15 protein-coding genes, 1 tRNA gene and 1 other annotated feature are annotated in these 19,890 nt (G+C 47.1%); of the genes, 6 read left to right on the top strand and 10 right to left on the bottom strand.

Features of this window, described 5'->3' with window-relative positions; genetic code table 11:
- On the top strand, positions 1-825 hold an 825-nt coding region (locus J2Z34_RS01540), incomplete at its 5' end, for an IS30 family transposase (protein WP_209458074.1).
- Positions 826-1,383: 558 nt separating this feature from the next.
- Here the strand turns inward: J2Z34_RS01540 and metG are convergent.
- From metG to J2Z34_RS01500, 8 genes are all read right to left on the bottom strand, one after another.
- The gene (metG, locus tag J2Z34_RS01535; RefSeq protein WP_209458073.1) at positions 1,384-3,303 is read right to left on the bottom strand and encodes a methionine--tRNA ligase; all 1,920 of its coding nucleotides are present in this window, start codon (positions 3,301-3,303) and stop codon (positions 1,384-1,386) included.
- Positions 3,304-3,348: 45 nt separating this feature from the next.
- Positions 3,349-3,578: a binding site (T-box leader), on the bottom strand.
- Between the two features lie 83 nt (positions 3,579-3,661).
- Positions 3,662-4,291 carry an orotate phosphoribosyltransferase gene (gene pyrE / locus J2Z34_RS01530; protein ID WP_209458072.1) on the bottom strand — a complete coding sequence of 210 codons (630 nt, stop codon included), beginning with the start codon at positions 4,289-4,291 and terminating at the stop codon, positions 3,662-3,664.
- A gap of 2 nt (positions 4,292-4,293) precedes the next feature.
- The gene (gene pyrF, locus J2Z34_RS01525; RefSeq protein WP_342453066.1) at positions 4,294-4,986 is read right to left on the bottom strand and encodes an orotidine-5'-phosphate decarboxylase; all 693 of its coding nucleotides are present in this window, start codon (positions 4,984-4,986) and stop codon (positions 4,294-4,296) included.
- On the bottom strand, positions 4,986-5,912 hold the full coding sequence (locus tag J2Z34_RS01520) for a dihydroorotate dehydrogenase (RefSeq protein ID WP_209458070.1): 927 nt from the start codon (positions 5,910-5,912) through the stop codon (positions 4,986-4,988). The genes pyrF and J2Z34_RS01520 overlap by 1 nt, the downstream gene beginning before the upstream one ends.
- Positions 5,905-6,672, bottom strand: coding sequence for a dihydroorotate dehydrogenase electron transfer subunit (locus tag J2Z34_RS01515; protein WP_245250454.1), 768 nt, complete (start codon positions 6,670-6,672; stop codon positions 5,905-5,907). The genes J2Z34_RS01520 and J2Z34_RS01515 overlap by 8 nt, the downstream gene beginning before the upstream one ends.
- A 16-nt stretch (positions 6,673-6,688) precedes the next feature.
- On the bottom strand, positions 6,689-9,868 hold the full coding sequence (gene carB, locus J2Z34_RS01510; protein ID WP_209458069.1) for a carbamoyl-phosphate synthase large subunit: 3,180 nt from the start codon (positions 9,866-9,868) through the stop codon (positions 6,689-6,691).
- Positions 9,861-10,943 (bottom strand): carbamoyl phosphate synthase small subunit, encoded by a 1,083-nt coding sequence (locus J2Z34_RS01505; protein ID WP_209458068.1) that lies wholly within the window; start codon positions 10,941-10,943, stop codon positions 9,861-9,863. The genes carB and J2Z34_RS01505 overlap by 8 nt, the downstream gene beginning before the upstream one ends.
- Entirely contained in the window at positions 10,936-12,222 is a 1,287-nt protein-coding gene (locus tag J2Z34_RS01500) for a dihydroorotase (RefSeq protein WP_209458067.1), read from the bottom strand. Before J2Z34_RS01500 ends, J2Z34_RS01505 begins: the two co-directional genes overlap by 8 nt.
- 336 nt (positions 12,223-12,558) lie before the next feature.
- Here J2Z34_RS01500 and J2Z34_RS01495 point away from each other — a divergent pair.
- From J2Z34_RS01495 to J2Z34_RS01475, 5 genes are all read left to right on the top strand, one after another.
- Positions 12,559-12,634 (top strand) — tRNA-Ala (locus J2Z34_RS01495).
- A 481-nt stretch (positions 12,635-13,115) separates the two neighbouring features.
- Positions 13,116-14,792 carry an FMN-binding protein gene (locus J2Z34_RS01490; protein ID WP_209458066.1) on the top strand — a complete coding sequence of 559 codons (1,677 nt, stop codon included), beginning with the start codon at positions 13,116-13,118 and terminating at the stop codon, positions 14,790-14,792.
- A 457-nt stretch (positions 14,793-15,249) separates the two neighbouring features.
- Positions 15,250-16,497, top strand: a complete 1,248-nt coding sequence (iscB, locus tag J2Z34_RS01485; protein ID WP_209458065.1) for an RNA-guided endonuclease IscB — start codon at positions 15,250-15,252, stop codon at positions 16,495-16,497.
- Positions 16,498-16,532: 35 nt separating this feature from the next.
- Positions 16,533-16,913: a DUF3221 domain-containing protein gene (locus J2Z34_RS01480; protein WP_209458064.1), complete on the top strand. Its 381-nt coding sequence runs from the start codon at positions 16,533-16,535 to the stop codon at positions 16,911-16,913.
- A 212-nt stretch (positions 16,914-17,125) separates the two neighbouring features.
- Entirely contained in the window at positions 17,126-18,361 is a 1,236-nt protein-coding gene (locus J2Z34_RS01475; protein ID WP_209458063.1) for an aspartate kinase, read from the top strand.
- Between the two features lie 73 nt (positions 18,362-18,434).
- On the opposite strand, the gene J2Z34_RS01470 is transcribed toward J2Z34_RS01475, so the two are convergent.
- Positions 18,435-18,641 carry a DUF5808 domain-containing protein gene (locus J2Z34_RS01470; protein WP_209458062.1) on the bottom strand — a complete coding sequence of 69 codons (207 nt, stop codon included), beginning with the start codon at positions 18,639-18,641 and terminating at the stop codon, positions 18,435-18,437.
- Between the two features lie 4 nt (positions 18,642-18,645).
- The gene (locus tag J2Z34_RS01465; protein WP_245250453.1) at positions 18,646-19,887 is read right to left on the bottom strand and encodes an aminopeptidase P family protein; all 1,242 of its coding nucleotides are present in this window, start codon (positions 19,885-19,887) and stop codon (positions 18,646-18,648) included.
- Positions 19,888-19,890: the final 3 nt, after the last annotated feature.

Raw genomic sequence — 19,890 nt, 5'->3', positions numbered from 1 at the left:
CTTGATGCCCTAATCAGTCCATTGATCCTTAAAGGACAGTCACTGCACCACATCTGCGTCAACCATTCCGACGAGATCATGCAGGATGAGCGTACTCTCTACCGCTACGTTGCTCGTGGTATCTTCAAGGCAAGGAACCTTGATATGCCTCGTGTAATGCGCATGGGGAAGCGCAAAAAGAAGAGAGATTCCTTCAAGGTTGATAAGAAGTGCCGTATCAACAGGAGATACCAGGACTTCCTCAAGTTCATGTCTGAGCATCTTGGTTTGACAATCGTGGAAATGGACTCGGTAGAAGGAAAAAAGGGAGGCAAGGTGCTTCTGACACTCCACTTTGTGGTACCACAGCTGATGCTCGCATTCATCAGGGATGCCAATACATCCAGGTCTGTCACTGAAATCTTCGACGGGTTGTATGGAGAGCTGCAGCCTGAAGATTTCTGCAGATTGTTCCAGGTGCTACTTGGTGACAACGGCAGCGAGTTCTCTAATCCTACAGCTATTGAGAAGGACCAGCAGGGCAATCAGAGGACCATGGTCTTCTACTGCGATCCACAGGCCTCCTACCAGAAGGGAGCGGCAGAAAACAACCATACACTTATCAGGCGCATCATCCCAAAGGGCACTCCCATGGACAACTTGACCCAGGAAGACATAAGCCTGATGATGAACCACATCAACTCGTATAGCCGGCCGAACCTGGGTGACAAGACTCCTTATGCGATTTTTGCTGCTCTATACGGTGAGGAAATCCTAAAAAAGATGGGTGCAGTCCTTATCCCACACGATAAGGTAACCCTGCACCCATCTCTTCTCAAAAAATAACTAATTGACTTGAGGCACCATCCGGATTGACTAAATCATAGTGTCCCAGGAGGGGTGGAATTTACTCTTTCAAAAAGTCAGCAAAATCTCACCCTTGGTTTACTATGCCCAAAAAAGGGCTGGATAATTGCTTCCGTCAGCATCATTGTACTCCATCAGAAACCAAAAATCATTAAGTGAACTGCCTAAAAAACCATGTACATCAAAGAAATTCCAGATTCTTACATGAGTGGAATTTTGTTTGACAAAGTGGAAGTTACTTTTTCAATTGACCTGGTCTGTGATTATGTCACCCTCTATGTGTGCTGTGATTATGTCACCTTTTAAGTCTATTCTTGGAGAATTAAGATTGAAATGAGTACCCATAAGCAAGGCGGGTAACCATCATGGATAAATGCAGTATTATCGGTAATTATGTGTTGAACAGATAAAAGGAAGGAAATCAGGTATTCGTACCGATTTCCTTCCTTTATTATGCTTAAAATATTATGCTTAAAAACAGGGTTCAAAAGCCAGAGCTAGTAAAGAACTGGCAGACACCCAGGTGTACAGAGCAGTTTATCTTACTTCAGTGCCAGGCTCGCCTTCTGATGTCACAATGTACAGGTTCTTACCATCAGCTGTTGACGCTGCAAGGATCATTCCTTCGGACAGTTCGCCCCTGAGCTTTGCAGGTTTCAAGTTAGCAACAAGTATTATGTTGGTGCCTACAAGATCTTCCGGCTTCTTGTGCTCTGCGATCCCTGAAATGACCTGCTTCTCCATTCCGCCAATATCTACCTTTAGCCTCAGAAGCTTCTTTGCTCCCTTAACAGGCTCTGCTGAAATTATCCTGCCTACCCTAAGGTCAAGCTTCGCAAAATCTTCAATTGTTATTTCTTCCTTGAGCGGCCTGAATTCAGGCTTCTTCTCTTCAGGCTTAGCAGTGAGCTTTGCCAGTTCTTCAAGCTTCATCTCCATGTCGATTCTCGGGAATATCACATTCCCGGGCCTTACGCTGCTTCCTTCCTTCGTTCCGTTGAAGGCAGACAGGCTTTCGAAGGTTAAGTCATCAGCATTGATCTGCTCCCTTATCCTCTCGGCAGTATCAGGCAGGAAAGGCTCCACAAGGGCAGCCGAGAACCTCAGCGCTTCAAGAAGGTTATACAGTATGGTTCCAAGCCTGTCCTTCTTCTCCTCATCTCTTGCCAGTATCCATGGAGTTGTCTCATCGATATACTTGTTGGCCCTTCCGATGAGTGTCCAAATGTGACCAAGCGCTTCAGGTATCCTGAGGTTTCCTATCGATTCCTCAACAAGCCCTGGTGTGGAAAGTGCCAGCGTCTTCAGCTCGTCGTCGAAATCGCCAGTGAACGACCCTGAAGGTATCGTTCCTCCAAAATATTTCGAAACCATGGCCACAGTCCTCGAAAGGAGGTTGCCGAGGTCGTTCGCAAGGTCGGCGTTGGTCTTCTTTATGAACGTCTCATTGTTGAAGAGCCCGTCATTTCCAAATGGTATTTCCCTCAAAAGGAAGTATCTCACAGGATCCACTCCGAAGTGCTCTACAAGAACGACTGGATCTACCACATTGCCCTTTGACTTTGACATCTTGCCGCCGTCAACAAGCAGCCAGCCGTGCCCGAATACCTGCTTCGGAAGCTCAACATCAAGAGCCATGAGCATGATCGGCCAGTAAATCGTATGGAACCTCAGGATATCCTTTCCAATAAGATGGACGTCCGCAGGCCAGTATTTTTTGTAGTTTTCTTCATTTTCAGAGCCGTATCCCAGAGCTGTAATGTAGTTTGACAGAGCATCGATCCATACATAGACAACGTGCTCCTTGTCAAAGGACACCGGTATTCCCCAGTCGAAGCTGGTCCTTGAAACGCAAAGATCCTGAAGGCCTGGCTTTAGGAAGTTGTTCAGCATCTCGTTCTTTCTTGATTCAGGCTGGATGAACTCAGGGTTATCTTCTATATGCCTGATCAGCCTGTCAGCGTACTTGCTCATCTTGAAGAAGTATGCCTCTTCCTTCGCCTTTTCAACCGGTCTTCCGCAATCAGGGCACTTTCCGTCTACAATCTGTGTATCAGTCCAGAATGCTTCATCAGGAGTACAGTACCAGCCCTCATAAACGCTCTTGTAGATGTCGCCCTTGTCATACAGCTTCGTGAATATGTCCTGGACAGCCTTGATATGGTAATCGTCAGTTGTCCTAATGAACTTGTCGTAGCTTATGTTCATGAGCTTCCACAGGTCCTTGATGCCTTCGACTATTCCGTCTACGTACTCTATGGGCTTTACGCCCTTTTCCTCAGCGATCCTCTGTATCTTCTGGCCGTGCTCATCTGATCCCGTAAGGAACATGACATCAAAGCCTGCTTTCCTCTTGTATCTGGCAAGGGCATCTGCTGCAACCGTAGTATAGGTATTTCCTATGTGCAGGTTTGCAGAAGGGTAATAGATAGGGGTAGTGATATAATAGGTCTTCATTGTAAAAAATCCTCCCTTAAAAATGAAAAAGCCCTATGGCGATGCCATAGAGACGTCTTTTAAACGTGTTACCACTCCAGTTCGCGCAAGCCTCACGGATCACGCCTCAAAAGGTGACTAAGCCACCAATGCAATATAACGGTTGCAACCGTGTGTCCTTTTTACCGGGCACAGGCTCAGAGGTCATTTTCACTGCATTCCTCGCACCCTGTCACACCAAACCAGGGCTCTCTTAAGCAAGTTACTTGCGCTACTCTTCTCATCAAAGCTTTTCATGACTTATTCTACCAAAGGCATTATGGTTTCGCAACAGGAATTTCCCACAGCCCAATAGAAAAGGGGCTTTTCGCCCCTTTGGTCATTTCGTCATCCAATCCTCGTTGGAAGGATCCTTTTTCCACTCCATCAGCTTGGCCAAAGAAGCGCTCTCAATGTAGTTTTCCTCTATTGCCGCTTCTATGAGCTCGTCATAGTCAGTAAGCGATGTGTTTTCCACATCATTCTTCTTTAGAGTCTCTTCACCCTTTTTCAGGTTGTAGGTGAATATGGAGACTATTCCAAGTACGTCGCAGCCTGCTTCCCTGAGGGCATTCACTGCATCAACCGAAGATCCGGCGGTCGATATCAGGTCCTCGATTACCACAGTCTTCATGCCGGGGAATACCTTCCCTTCTATCCTGTTCTCCTTGCCGTGGTCCTTCGCTTTTCCTCTTACGAATCCCATGGGGATTCCAAGCTCCCAGGCAACTATTGCGGCATGGGGGATTCCTGCAGTAGCAGTGCCCATGAGGCATTCTGCTTCAGGGTACTTTTCGCTTACCACCCTCTTCATCTCGGTAAGCGCAAGCTCCCTCTCCTCCTTGAAGGAAAGGATCAGCCTGTTGTCGCAGTATATAGGTGACTTTATTCCTGATGCCCATGTGAACGGCTTTTCAGGAGAAAGGCTCACCGCCTTTATCTTTAGAAGTGCCTTTGCAAGTTCCTTCATTGCTATACCCCCAAAAATTCTTTCTTTATTTCCTTGTACGCCTTCTCAGGGTCTTCAGCCCTGGTTATCGGCCTTCCAACAACTATGTAGTCGGAGCCCAGCTCCCTTGCCCTTGCAGGTGTAACGATCCTTTTCTGATCGCCGGCTACAGAGTCAAGCGGCCTTATGCCGGGAGTTACAGTTATGAATCCTTCACCAAGATGTTCCTTGATGACCGGAACCTCAAGAGCTGAGCATACAACTCCTGAAAGTCCTGCCTTCTTTGCATTTTCTGCATAAGAGAGCACTGTTTCAGTAAGGCTCCTGTCGATAAGTAGCTCTGATTGCATCAGTTCCTCGGTGGTTGAAGTAAGCTGCGTGACCGCGATCACCAGCGGCTTCTTCCCCTCTTCCCTGCATGCGTTCATCGCCTCTTCCATCATGACGCTTCCGCCTGATGCATGAAGGTTCACCATGTCGGCATCAAGCCTAAGGATGCTCTTCATCGCGCTCTTGACAGTATTCGGGATATCGTGGAGCTTGAGGTCAAGGAACACCTTGTGTCCCATCTTCCTGATCTCCCTCACGATTTCAGGGCCTTCGCTGTAGAAGAGCTCCATCCCTATCTTGACATATATGCCTTCCTTGAAACCCTCAAGAAAGGCCATGGTTTCCTTCCTGTTCTTGAAATCCAGGGCAACTATGACATCCTTCATCATTTTCCTCCAAGCCTGTGGCTGTAGCCCACAGCATCCTTAACGCTATTGAATCCGTATTTCTTCAGAACTCCCGGCAAATCCTCTATGATATCCCTGCAAGCGAAGGGATTGACGAAATTCTCAGTTCCTACCGCCACTGCACTGGCTCCTGCATAAAGGAATTCAAGCACGTCTTCCGCATTCCTTATTCCACCCATGCCGATTATCGGTATCTTCACTGCCTTATAAACCTCGTATACCATCCTTACTGCAACTGGCTTCACAGCAGGTCCCGAAAGGCCTCCGGTGCCGTTGGCTAGTACAGGTCTTCCCGTTGCCAGGTCAAGCCTCATTCCCACTAAAGTGTTTATCATGGTAATGCCATCCGCTCCGCCGCTCTCCACAGCCCTTGCCATGGCAGAGATATCAGTCACGTTCGGTGAAAGCTTCATGTATATGGGTTTGCTCGATACTTCCTTGATCTTTTTGGTAAGGCTGTACGCCACATCAGGGTCAGTACCGAAGGTTATTCCGCCCTTCTTTACATTAGGGCAGGAAATGTTGATTTCAAGGGCTCCCACGTTTTTGACCTTCGAGATCCTCTCCGCCACATAAACATATTCATCCTCGGTATATCCGGCCACATTGCTTATTATTGGGATGTCGTAGCTCTCAAGCCACTTCATCTCTTCTTCCACACCGTCAATCCCTGGATTCTGGAGACCTATGGCATTCAGCATTCCTGCCGGAGTCTCCGCAAGCCTTGGCATCTGGTTTCCTTCCCGCCTGTCCCTTGTAACTGCCTTAACCATTATGGAGCCGAGTATGTTCAGGTCATAGAGCTCAGCGAATTCCTTTCCGAATCCGAAGCAGCCTGAAGCGGGCATAACCGGATTTTTAAGTGACAGACCAGGGAGTTCCACCCTAAGCATTTCCCTACTCATACACAGCCTCCCCCAGCCTGAATACAGGTCCGTCCTTGCAGACCCTCTTCAGCCCGTCCTTTGTCTTTGTCATGCATCCGTAGCAGGCTCCTATTCCGCAGGCCATCCTTTCCTCGAAAGAAAGGTAGCCTTCCTTTTTCCCTCTGAACTCAAGGTCCAGGGCCTTAAGCATGGGCTTTGGTCCGCACGCATAGAGGCAATCGAACTCAAGTTTCTCTTCCCTTATGGCATCTGTCACGAAACCCTTAGTTCCATGGCTTCCGTCCTCAGTCGCCGTTACGACTCTTCCAAGAGTGCCGAATTCCTCAAGGCAGAAAAGCCCTTCGGCATTTCTGGCTCCGAGGACTGTTGTTACTGTAACGCCTTTTTCTGAAAGCCTTTTTCCCAGCTCATAAAGAGGGGGTATACCTACCCCGCCTCCTATGAGTACGACACTTTTTGCGTCTGACTGAATTGGGAATCCTGTGCCCAGAGGCCCGAAGATATCCACGATATCTCCCTGTTTCTTTTCACTGAGCTTCCTGGTCCCTTCTCCAACTACCTTATATATCAGCTTTAGGATGCCATTTTCAATGTCAGTCTCGTGGACGGATATCGGCCTTCTGAGAAGAGGAGAATCACTGTCCATTATCCTGACATTGACGAAAACACCGGGGTCAAAGTCTGCGAGTGCCGCAGAGTCCGCCTTTAGCACCATAAGAAGCGTGTCTTCAGCTATCGTCCTGTTTTCAATCACCCTGCAAAGCATTATCCTCTTCAATCCGCACCTCCAGAATCTATATGTTGTCGAGGCTGAAGCTCCTTGATTCAAGTACCTTCAGCACTGCTTCCGCCGTATCAAGCGATGTCAGGCATGGTATGTTGTTCTCGACAGATTCCCTTCTCATCTTGAAGCCGTCCGTCATCTTGTCCTTGCCGCCTTCGGTGAAGGTGTTGACCACAAACTGGACTTCCCTTCTCCTGATGACATCTATGACTGTCTTTCCGGGATCTCCTATCTTTGAAACATACTTTGCATGGACTCCGTTCGCCTCAAGGAACTTCTTGGTCCCTTCCGTAGCTACCAGGGAATATCCGATATCTCTGAAGCCCTTTGCGACCTTCAGAGCCTCTTCCTTGTCCCTGTCTCCTATGGTGAACAGCACCTTGCCGTATTCCGGCATCTTGAAGCCAGCCGCCACCAGAGCCTTGTAAAGGGCCTTTTCAAGAGTCCTGTCAATTCCTATGGCTTCGCCTGTGGATTTCATCTCAGGCCCCAGCGCTATATCAACCTTTCTGAGCTTGGAGAATGAGAACACCGGCATCTTTACCGCATATCCCTCCTTCTCCTTCAGAAGTCCGAGAGGCATGCCCTGCTCTATCAGGTCTTTGCCCAGTATGGCCTTTGTCGCCACATCACCCATGTTTATCCCTGTGATCTTGGATAGGAAAGGCACTGTCCTCGAGCTCCTCGGATTCACCTCGAGCACGAACACCTCACCGCTCTTCTCCACAACGAACTGTATGTTGTATAGACCTATTATTCCAAGGCCTGTTCCTATCCTCTCAGTGTAGTCCGTTATCGTCCTCTTGCATTCCTCGGATATCTTGAATGGAGGATATACTGCCATGGAATCTCCGGAATGTACTCCTGCCCTTTCTATATGCTCCATTATTCCAGGTATCATGACGTTCCTGCCGTCACAGATGGCGTCAACCTCAACTTCCTTGCCCACAAGATACCTGTCTATAAGTATTGGGTCGGTTCCATTTTCAGAAATGTTTCGCTCCATGTAGTCCGTGAGATGCTCTTTCGTGTAGATTATCTCCATGTTCCTGCCGCCAAGCACATACGATGGCCTTGCAAGTACAGGATATCCTATTTCAGCCGCCACTGCCAGAGCTTTTTCCACACTTACCGCCATATCGCCCTTAGGCATCGGGATTCCCAGCTCCTTGAGCTTCTTCTCGAACATGTCCCTGTCTTCGGCAAGGTCGATGCTCGCGAGCGATGTGCCGAGTATCTTGACTCCCCTCTTCTGGAGACCTTCCGCGAGATTTATGGCTGTCTGTCCTCCGAACTGGACTATCACTCCCTTTGGCTGCTCAAGGTCGACGATGTTCATGACATCCTCTACCGTCAGCGGCTCGAAGTAGAGCTTGTCGGATATTGAGAAATCAGTTGATACGGTCTCCGGATTGTTGTTTATGATTATGGCTTCATAGCCGAAGTCCTTTATGGACCATACGCAATGTACTGTCGCATAGTCAAACTCAACACCCTGTCCTATCCTTATGGGTCCTGAGCCTAGGACAATGATGCTTTCCTTGCCGCTCTTCACAGACTCGTTCTCTTCCTCATATGTGGAGTAGTAATAAGGGGTTTCTGAGCTGAACTCTCCTGCGCAGGTGTCTACCATCTTGAATACAGGTATTATCCCCATTTGTTTCCTTGCATCGACAACGTCATCAAGCTCTATGCCTTTGAATTCAGCTATGGTCTTGTCTGAGAATCCCATCCTCTTTGCCTCGTAGAGAACATCGGACAGGCTTCCTTCCCTTATAGTATTCTCCATGGCCACGATCTTCCTTATCTTATTAAGGAAGAACTCATCAATTAGCGTAGCATCATGAATCAGGTCTACGGACTTGCCTCTTCTTAGCAGCTCATATACTACAAACAGCCTTTCGTCCTCTGCACGGCCAAGCAGCTTCACAAGCTTTTCATCGTCTGCCTTCCTGTACTTCTTAAGGTCAAGATATTCCGTCTTTATTTCAAGTGACCTTACAGCCTTCAGGAGCGCCTCCTCGAAGGTCCTTCCCAGGGACATGACCTCTCCCGTCGCCTTCATCTGGGTACCCAGCTTCCTGTTGGCGAACCTGAACTTGTCAAAGGCGAACCTTGGAAGCTTCAGGGCTATGTAGTCAAGTGCTGGCTCGAAGCAGGCATAGGATACTCCGGTCACGGGATTCAGCATCTCATCAAGATTGAGTCCTAGTGCGATCTTTGCTGCAATTTTAGCAATAGGGTATCCTGTAGCCTTCGATGCCAGGGCTGATGACCTGGAAACCCTCGGATTGACCTCTATGATGTAGTAGTCGAATGAATCAGGATGAAGAGCCAGCTGAACGTTGCAGCCACCCTTTATCTTCAGGGACCTTATTATCTTCAGGGAAGCATCCCTCAGCATCTGGAGCTCCTTGTCGGTAAGGGTCTGACATGGTGCGACAACTATTGAGTCTCCTGTATGGATTCCCACCGGGTCGAAGTTTTCCATGGAGCATACTGCTATGGCAGTATCGTTGGCATCCCTCATGACCTCAAACTCGATTTCCTTCCAGCCTGCTATGGACATCTCTATGAGGCACTGGTTTACAGGAGAGAGTGAAAGCCCGTTTTCAACTGTAACCTTGAGCTCAGACTCATCCCTGCATATTCCGCCGCCTGTACCGCCTAGGGTATAGGCAGGTCGCACGATTACCGGAAATCCGATTTCCTTAGCAAAGCTAACTGCTCCCTGGACGCTGTCAGCGATAAACGATGGAGGGACAGGCTCGCCTATCTTATTCATCAGGTTCCTGAACAGTTCCCTGTCCTCAGCCTTCTTTATAGCTTCAAGGTCCGTACCCAGTATCTCAATTCCAAGCTCATCCAGGATCCCATCCTCATGAAGCTCGACAGCCATGTTGAGTCCTGTCTGTCCTCCCAGGGATGGAAGTATTGCCTGTGGCCTTTCCTTCCTTAATATTCTCTTGATGAAATCCTTGGTCAAAGGCTCCATGTAGACCTTGTCCGCCATTTCCCTGTCGGTCATTATAGTCGCAGGATTTGAATTGACAAGAACTACGCTTATGCCTTCCTCTCTGAGGGCTGTGCATGCCTGGGTTCCTGCATAGTCGAATTCTGCAGCCTGGCCGATTATTATAGGTCCTGAACCTATGACAAGTATCTTCTTCAGGTCTAATCTCTTAGGCATTCTTTTGTCCTCCTGCATTCATGGCTTCCTTGAACTTAAGGAATATTCTTTTTGCGTCCGTTGGTCCCGGAGAGCTCTCAGGATGGAACTGCACTGAAAAAGCGTTGTACTTTGTATGCTTTACACCTTCTATGCTTCCCTCGTTCACGCACTTGTGAGTTACAACAAGTCCAGTCCCTTCAATAGTCTTCATATCCACCACATATCCATGGTTCTGGCTTGTTATCATGATTTTTCCGGTTTCCAGGTCCTTCACAGGATTGTTTCCGCCTCTGTGCCCGAACTTCATCTTTCTTGTGTCTGCACCGCAGGCAAGCGAAAGGAGCTGATGACCCATGCAGATTCCGAAAACCGGTACCTGAGGCAGGAGCTTCCTGATCTCTTCAACTACGCCCATTGCATCCTTCGGGTCCCCGGGACCGTTGGACAGCATTATGCCATCCGGGTTATATTCCATGATGTCTTCTGCCTTCGTGTCGTGAGGAACCACATTGACATGGAAGCCCATGGCACCCAGCTCCTTGAGGATGCTCTGCTTCATTCCCAGGTCAAGGAGTACCACCCTTTTTCCGTTTCCGGGAACCTCAAACGGTGTCTTGATCGAACACCTCGCAATGTGGTCATGGAAAGGCTCGTATGCTGTAAGACGCTCCATTGCCTCCTCGTGGGACAGCTCGCTGCTCACAATGCAGCCCTTGACCGCACCCTTTTCCCTTATATGCTTGGTCAGCTTCCTCGTATCGATTCCATAAAGACCTGGAACATCCATCTTCTGAAGGTAATCATCAAGTGTCCTGTTCATCCTGAAATTCGACGGTTCTTCACACAGGTCCCTTACTATGAATGCATGTAGTATCGGTCTTACTGCCTCATAGTCATCCCTGTTTATCCCGTAGTTGCCTATCATCGGGTAAGTCATCACCACCATCTGTCCGAGAAAGCTCTGGTCAGTCAGTAGCTCCTGATAACCAGTCATTGCTGTCGTAAAGACAACCTCGCCGTAAGCATCCTTAAGGCTTCCGAAAGCCTTGCCCTTGAAACATGTTCCGTCTTCCAGGATGAGCATTTTATCCATTCAAGTTTCCTCCTATGTTGACAATTTTTCCGTCACACACTACTGTATCTATCCGGGCTTTCACATCCCAGCCGCCAAAAGGTGTATTTTTCCCTTTGGATTCGAATCGCTCCGTGTCTATGGTCCATTCTTCCTCAAGGTCTATGAGCACCAGGTCAGCGGGAGCTCCTTTAGAAAGCACTCCCTGTTTCAATCCGAAGAGCTTTGCAGGTCCTTCAGTCATAAGGTAGAGCAGCTTCTCAAGCTTCAGCTTCCCCTTAAGTACAAGGTACGTGTAAAGCAGAGGGAACGCTGTTTCAAGACCGACTATCCCGAAGGCCGATTTCTCAAGCCCTCTCTCCTTCTCTTCAGCACCATGGGGTGCATGGTCTGTGGCTATGCATTCGATTGTTCCGTCATTGATTCCTTCTATAAGGGCAGACATGTCCTCTGCACTTCGAAGAGGAGGATTCATCTTCCAGTTCCCATGCTCCTTAATGTCCATATCTGTAAGCAGCAGGTGGTGAGGAGAAGCTTCCCCTGAAACATTGGCACCCTTTGCCTTCGACCTTCTGAGGATCTCGACGCCTTCCTTAGTGCTCATGTGGCATATATGATACCTGGCTCCGGTCTTTTCAGACAAAGCAGCATCCCTCATTATCTGCAGGTCCTCGACTAGTGACATTATTCCTTTATGACCGTTTTTCCTTGCATACTCGCCGTCATGTACGTATCCGCCAAACAGCATGGACTCATCCTCGCAGTGTGCTGCTATTATTCCTCCAGCTTCCTTTGCTGCAGCCATCGCCTCATACATGAGACCAGCTTCCTGTATCCCCTTGCCGTCATCGGTAAATCCGACGGCTCCGGCATCCATCATAGCCCTGAAGTCAACCAGCTCAGATCCATTTTCACCCATGGTTATGCTGCTGTAAAATCCTACCTTGATAAGCGCGTCTGTCCTGCACTTGTCAATCAGCATACCGAGCACCTCTTCGTTGTCAGGACATGGCTTGGTGTTCGGCATGGCGAATATGGTTGTGTAGCCACCCATGGCAGCTGCTCTCGTACCGGTCCTTATTGTTTCCTTGTACTCGAAGCCAGGCTCCCTGAGATGAACATGTACGTCTATAAAGCCAGGTGCAAGGAGCTTCCCATTAGCCTCAATGACCTCGCAGCTTCCATCTGCAGAAATTTCCAAACCAACCTCAGCTATCAGGCCATCCTCGATCAGGATGTCAGTTTTTACAAGTTCATCACCTTTAGCTGTCCTCGCATTCTTTATAAGTATCTTCGCCATACATTGTCCTTCCCAGGAATAAATTCCCGATTTCAATATAAAAACGTCTGCAATATAACAAAAAATCCTTTTTCACCGCGGCAAAAAAGGATTTACGAATCTTTCCGGTTGCATGGACAGTATACTCCGAGGTTTCGGTGTATCATAACCATTGCACTATTCATTTCGCAATCTCTTCTCAGCCTCTCGGGACTGAATTAAAGTTCTTCCTATGAATTCTATACCCCGGGCACTGCCATGTCAATATTTAATTGCACATATACATTATACCTCGATACCATTGCTTCGGCTTTTTCACTTCCAAAGGTCAGATCGTTGTAATATAATATGGGGGATGGGGTTATAGCTCAGCTGGGAGAGCGCTTGGATGGCATCCAAGAGGCCAGGGGTTCGAGCCCCCTTAGCTCCACCATTAAGGTTTCCGCTCCGCATGTTTTTCGGAGCGGTTATTTTTTGCTCTCTTTTCTATCACCTTTATGCTGACTGCGTTCAGAAATCGATCAAAGCATATTTTCTCTTTGGTCTAAATTCTACAATCTGCAATAATTTACAACTGAATAAATTATAAATATTTATTCATTATTTTATATATTAATGCATTATTGCAATCCAGTCAATTCCTGTTTCAATCCTGATTACCCTTGAAAACCGCTTCATTCAAGAATATTTTCTTTAATCTCCCCTGACATAAAAGTATCAAAAAATTAATATATACTGAATATTCAAGGCTGAATCCACAGCTAGCGCCGTTGTAAAGGTTTAAATGGAGTGCTATAATTGTTAATAGATTAACCATTATTTTACATATTGGTTAACAATCGTCAATATATTCTCAAATCTGGTGACATATTTCCTGCCACCTAACCATCAAAAAAATATATGGGAGGGAAATCATGAAAAAACTGACAGCCATCATGCTAACAGCCGCGATGATAGCAAGCCTATCTGCATGCGGAACCAAAGCAGAGACCAAGACTCTTACCGGAACAGGCAAGGGTTACGGAGGGGACGTTACCGTTACAGTCACCATGGAAGGCACCAAGATCACCAAGGTGGAAGCCAAGGGCGACAAGGAGACACAGGGCATCGGAAGTAATGCAATCACTCAGTTGCCGGCAAAATTCGTTGAGAAGAATTCAGCGGATGTGGATGTGGTTGCCGGAGCGACAGTTTCAAGCCGCGGCCTGATATACGCAGTAAAGAACGCACTCGACCCTAAAGCAAATCCATGGCCTATAGTCGACAACACAAAGCCTGGCGAGGTCACTGCGGACACCATATTCCACGGACTTGGATTCTCGAACGTTGCAAGGACAGGCCCGGGCAAGGATGACACTGACACCCAGGTTTGGAGCTTGAACAATGTTTATGCAGATGTACTTTTCGACAAGGATGGAAAGATACTCTACTCATATATAGACCAGCTTGAGGTTGCATCTCCTAACTATGACGGAGCCGGAATGCCACACCTTAGCGGATGGCCTGGACAGGGCGGCTACAACTTCGACGAGAACCATGATGAAAAAGTCGACGGAAAGACAACTGATACAGATGACAACTTCAAGGCTGAGGTTGCACTCTGGAAGACAAAGAGACAAAGAGGAGCAGAATATAAGGTAGGAATCAGCACATGGCAGGACCAGATGAATTCATTCCAGAAGATGTTCGTAGGAATGACCATAGCTGAGATAGAAGCTTGGAACAAGAAGTTCACATCAGACAGAAACGGAAGGCCTCTTAAGGCTGGAAGCGAAGATGCTGCCGACAAGGCTAAGTATGACGCACTTACAGCAGCTGAAAAGGCTGACCTTGCAGAAATCACTGCAACAGCTACAATAAGCCTTACAGACGCACACGGAAACATAATTGAAGCTATAAAGAACGCATATGCCAACAAGCAGCAGCTCAAGATAACCGAAGCTGCATCATCAGGATTCGGAGTAAGCTTCATGCCAAGGATAGGTCCTGGCAAGGATGATACTGACACTCAGGTATACAGCTTCAATGAAGTCGTAGTCAATACACTGTTCGACAAGGATGGAAAGATAGCATATATCCACATCGACCAGATCGAAGTAGCATCTCCAAACTATGACGGAGCTGGAATGCCTCATTTCAGCGGATGGCCTGGACAGGGCGGATACAATTTCGACGAGAACCATGACGAGAAGGTAGACGGAAAGACTCCTGACACAGAGGACAACTTCAAGGCAGAAGTTAAGCTCTGGAAGTCCAAGAGAGAAAGAGGAGCAGACTACAAGGTAGGCATAAGCACATGGCATGAACAGATGGATGCATTCGAAAAGCTCTTTACAGGGAAGACAGTTGCTGAAATCGAGACCTGGTTCAAGAAATACACCTCTGACAGAAACGGAAGACCTCTAAAGGCCGGCAGCGAAGATGCAGCCGACAAGGCTAAGTATGACGCACTTACAGCAGCTGAAAAGGCTGACCTTGCAGAAGTCACAGCAAGCGCAACCATGAGCCTTAACGATGCACATGGAAATATCATAGAAGCGATCAAGGCTTCCTTCGCAAACAAGGAACCACTCGTTCTGAAAGTCAAATAGCTTTTCTGAAGTCCCGCTATCGCGGGACTTCTTTCTTTCTAGATGAACTATCCAAAAATTCACCCTTTTGTAATCCAAAGCCATTTTCTTTCTGCAATAATCAGATTGCGGAAGGAAGTGTTTGTATTGGAGAACAGGTTAACCAGGATAAACAGGACAAAGATTTTATTCTACTCGATTTTCGTCAACTAACCCTCGACTGAAGTCGAAGGCATGAGGAGCAATCCTTAATGCCTGGTTGATTAGCCTGAGTGCTTCGGGCACTACGTTGTTTTTGTCATAACACCCACGGACGTCCATCCTAATCCGTGGCTCTGTTGCCTGTGATTAAAAGTTCTCTTGGGTTAACGGGAACGGTGTTGCAGGTGTAAAAAGCAATTACAACATTGGCGAAGGATGCCAACCAGCTATTTTGCTGGAATTATGTACTTAACTACATCAAGAAAGGGGTGCCGGATTGGTCTACGTTTTAAGTAAAAATGGAAATCCACTTATGCCTACAAATCGGCATGGAAAAGTTAAACATCTGTTAAAGGATGGCAAGGCAAAAGTGGTAAGAAGGACACCATTCACAATACAGCTGCTGTATGATTCGCCTGAATATACTCAGGTAATCACTCTGGGAGTAGACGCAGGAAGCAAGGTAGTAGGACTTAGCGCAACTACTAAGAAGAAAGAGCTATTTGTCTCAGAGATAACCCTCCGGGATGACATCCCTGAGCTGCTGTCCACCAGAAGACAGAACCGAAGAGCAAGGAGAAACCGCCTTCGCTACAGAATGGCAAGGTTTCTTAACCGCACCGCATCGAAAAAGGAAGGGTGGCTTGCTCCCTCAGTCAAGCGTAAGATAGACAGCCACCTGAAGGTAATCGAGAATGTACACAGGATCCTTCCCATATCAAGGATAGTGATTGAAACAGCAAGTTTCGATATCCAGAAGATCAGGAATCCTGAGATCAGCGGTACTGAATACCAGCAGGGAGAACAGCTAGGCTTTTGGAATACCAGGGAATACGTTCTCTGGAGGGATAACCACGAATGTCAACATTGCCATGGCAAGTCAAAGGACATAATATTGAATGTTCACCATAAGGAAAGCCGGAAGACCGGGGGAGACTCACCCGGTAATCTGGTCACCTTATGCGAGACATGCCATAAGAGCCATCATGCAGGCGGGATACAGTTGAAGCTTACTCCAAACAAGTCGTACCGTCATGCAAGCTTCATGGGCATCATGAGATGGTATGTATACAGCAGTCTTCAGGAACTGTATCCAGAGGTTTCCATGACCTATGGATACATCACGAAGAACAACCGAATAAGGAATAACATTGAAAAGACCCATAGTGCTGATGCCTACTGCATCAGTGGAAACCTTAATGCCATAAGAAATGATGAGATCTACAATCAGGCATTCAAGAGAAAGCACAACCGCCAGATACACAAGTCGAACTTCCTAAAGGGCGGAAAGAAAAAGTTGAATCAGTCTGCCTACGAAGTCAAGGGATTCCGCCTGTTTGACCATGTGCGATACAAGGACGAGGACTGCTTCATTTTCGGAAGAAGGACATCTGGCTATTTCGATTTGCGTAAACTGGATGGCTCAATAATACATAGGAGTGCAAACTTCAAGGAAATTAAACTGTTGAAAAGACAGAATACAATATTAATCGAACGAAAGGGGTGTAATGGAGTTCTCCTCTAATGACTGAAGTCACGAGTCTCCGAACTCCAACATTTATGAAGAACAAGATACCGGTTTATGTTGCGATATTTGCAGCAGCAATAATTACAGGAGTTTTCCTTTACTCAGGAATGGGAACCGCTCTTCGGAGCTTCAAGCCTGACATAAGGGGAGTAATAACTGAGATTACCTTTGACGGCAACACGGGAAACATCCTTGTCGAAGAGACAGCAGACACAGGACTGCAGTTCGATAAGGCATCAGTTTACCTGACCAATGATACTGTCTATTACAAGGATGGCAAGAAGATGGCTAAGAGTCCCGGACTGCTAGCAAAGGGGATGACTGTAGAGGTGCAGATAACAGGTACTGTCAGGGAATCCTATCCCGTGCAGGTGGATGCCAGGATAGTCAACATTTTGACTGCAGGCAAATAATAACTCAAATATTGTAATAATTATTCCTGGTGAAATTCCGGGAATTTTTTTCTTCAATGGCTCCCGTTTTTTTCCAAGTACTGATAATGCTATTGCAATAAAGCATCCTATGGTGCTATAATCATGGAAATCAAAACGCAAGTGTCCTTCCTGCGGATGCATAAATCCTGCAGGATATTCAGATGGAAAAAACGCAGGAAAAAGGTGGAATTATGAGTATTATCGTTCAGAAATTCGGCGGAAGTTCCGTAGCCGACGCCGAATGCATTAAAAGAGTCGCAAACAGAGTAGTTGAAACGAAGAGAAAAGGCCATCAGGTAGTAACTGTCGTATCGGCCATGGGTGACAGCACCGACCATCTGATAGACCTGGCAAAACAAGTATCAAAAAACCCCTCCGTAAGGGAAATGGATATGCTTCTCTCTACTGGTGAGCAGGTCTCCATATCTCTCCTTGCCATGGCAATTCACGCCCTTGGTGAACCGGTAATATCTCTTACAGGTCCCCAGGCTGGAATAAAGACCGATGGTGTATTCAGCAAGGCAAGGATAATGGACATAACCTCGTCAAGGCTTGAAAAGGAGCTGGATGAAGGAAAGATTGTTATTGTAGCGGGATTCCAGGGAATAACTATAGATAATGATATCACCACCCTCGGAAGAGGCGGTTCTGATACTACTGCTGTGGCACTTGCAGCGGCGCTTAAAGCCGAAATATGCGAGATCTACACCGATGTAGACGGAGTCTACACTACAGACCCAAGACTAGTAAAGAATGCAAAGAAGCTCAACACCATTACCTATGATGAGATGCTGGAGCTTGCAAGCCTTGGAGCTCAGGTTCTTCAGCCAAGGTCAGTTGAGTTCGGCAAGATCCACAAAGTGAAGATTCATGTCCGTTCAAGTTTCAATCACGAAGAAGGTACAATAGTCCAGGAGGTTTCAGATATGGAGAATGATATAGTAGTAAGCGGAGTGGCCTTTGACAAGAAATCAGTGAGATTCACGGTATACGACGTTCCAGACAGACCGGGAGTGGCTAAGGATATATTCAAGACTCTTGCGGACAAGTCAATAAATGTTGACATGATCGTCCAGATTTCCAGGGAAGGAAGCCTCAACGACATAACCTTCACACTGGACAGGGACCAGATGGAAGAAGCCCTGAGAGTAATGAAGGAAGTCATTGTAAAGATCGGAGCCAAGGATGTGACCTGCGATGACGACGTTGCAAAGGTAAGCATAGTTGGCGCAGGTATGATAACCAACTTCGGAGTTGCAGCCGACATGTTCGATGCGCTTGCAGAAGAGAAGATCAACATTGAGCTCATCAGCACATCAGAGATAAAGATATCCGTCCTTGTAAGAAAAGACCAGTGTGAAAAGGCGGTCAGGAAGCTTATCGACAAGTTCGACCTTGCCGAGGATTCGATCAAGTCAATAGAGTAGCAATTAGCATGAAAAAACAGGACCTGCAAAACAATATTTGCAGGTCCTGTTTTTTTCGGTTCTATAATATTTTTCATCTTGTCACAAGGCTGTAGATTATGAATCCGATGAGGACTGCCATGACGGCCCATGATACCGGATTCGCCCAGTTGAAGGTCCTTCCGATTCCGTAGGACTTCGGTACCAGAATGTTTGAATCTTCCTTATTATAATAGAAGCCCTGTCCATGGCTCTTCCTGAACGCTTCGATCTCAAGCCTGTTCCATTTCCTTTTTGCCATGATGTTACCTCCTGGACATGAATTCTTCGATTTCTTCTACGGTCTTTATGATGCCTCTGGAAAGGACCTCGCAGCCATCTCTTGTTATGAGAACATCCTCTTCAATCCTTATGCCGATGCCTTCCTTTGCAACATATATTCCAGGCTCCACTGTAAGCACCATACCTTCTTCAAGGGCAAGGTCCCTTGATCCGACGTCGTGGGTATTAAGCCCAAGATGGTGTGAAGTCCCGTGGTAGTAGTAGTCCTTCACTTCCTCGTCCTTTTCAATCAGCCCCATCGTCTTCAGCTCTTCAGCATATACCTTGTATACTATGCTGTTGATCTCAGACCACTGAAGTCCTGGCTTCAGGGCATCAATTACTGCCTGCTGAGCCTTCAGCACAAGGTTATAGAACTCCTTCTGCCTTTCCGTGAACTTCCCGTTTATAGGGAATGTCCTCGAAATGTCTGCGCTGTAGTTCTCATATGTCGCGCCCAGATCCATCATGACTAATTCGCCATCAAGCACCTTTGCGTCATTTGCCACATAGTGCAGCACTGTAGCATTCGCACCTGACGCCATTATGGTACTGAATGCAAAGTCCTTGACTCCCTCATGCTTCAGCACGAAATCAAAATAAGCCTCAAGCTGGTATTCCTTCATACCCGGCTTTGCATTTTTCATCAGGTTGTATATACCCTCTCTTGTTATGCCTATGGCCTTCCTTATGTTATCTACTTCATGAGGCTCCTTGATCATCCTGGAAGCTGAAAGCAGAGGGAATACATCCTTGATCGAAAGCTGAGGGTACTTACCCTTGAGTTCCTTTGCCATTATCATCCCAGGCTGGTCCGGGGAAACAAAGCCATCCTTCTCAAGGTCCAGCCATACTGCACAGACCTCACCCTTTGATATCAGTCCGTGGATATGCTCCTCAAGGGTATCAAGATACCTGATATCCTCGATGCCTGAAACCTCCTTCGCCCTTTCAGGGCTTATGGTCTCACCTACCCACTTTACCTTTGACTCATCTCTTCTCTTAATGAAGAGGGATTCAGTGATCTCATCTCCGCACTTCTTGACAGTCATGACCACGTCTTCCTCGTCAACTCCAGTGAGATATAGGAAGTTCCTGTTTGGTGTATATACATACGCCTCATCCGCAGTCTTCTTAGGGGCTTTTCCCGCCATCATAATAAGGAGGCTTCCATCCTCCATCCTGTCCGTAATCTTCTTTCTGTTGCTAATCCTGAATGTCTTCAAATG

It is taken from the genome of Youngiibacter multivorans, assembly GCF_017873395.1.
Taxonomy (GTDB): Bacteria; Bacillota; Clostridia; order Clostridiales; family Clostridiaceae; genus Youngiibacter; species Youngiibacter multivorans.
This window is presented reverse-complemented; position numbering and strand designations above follow the sequence as displayed.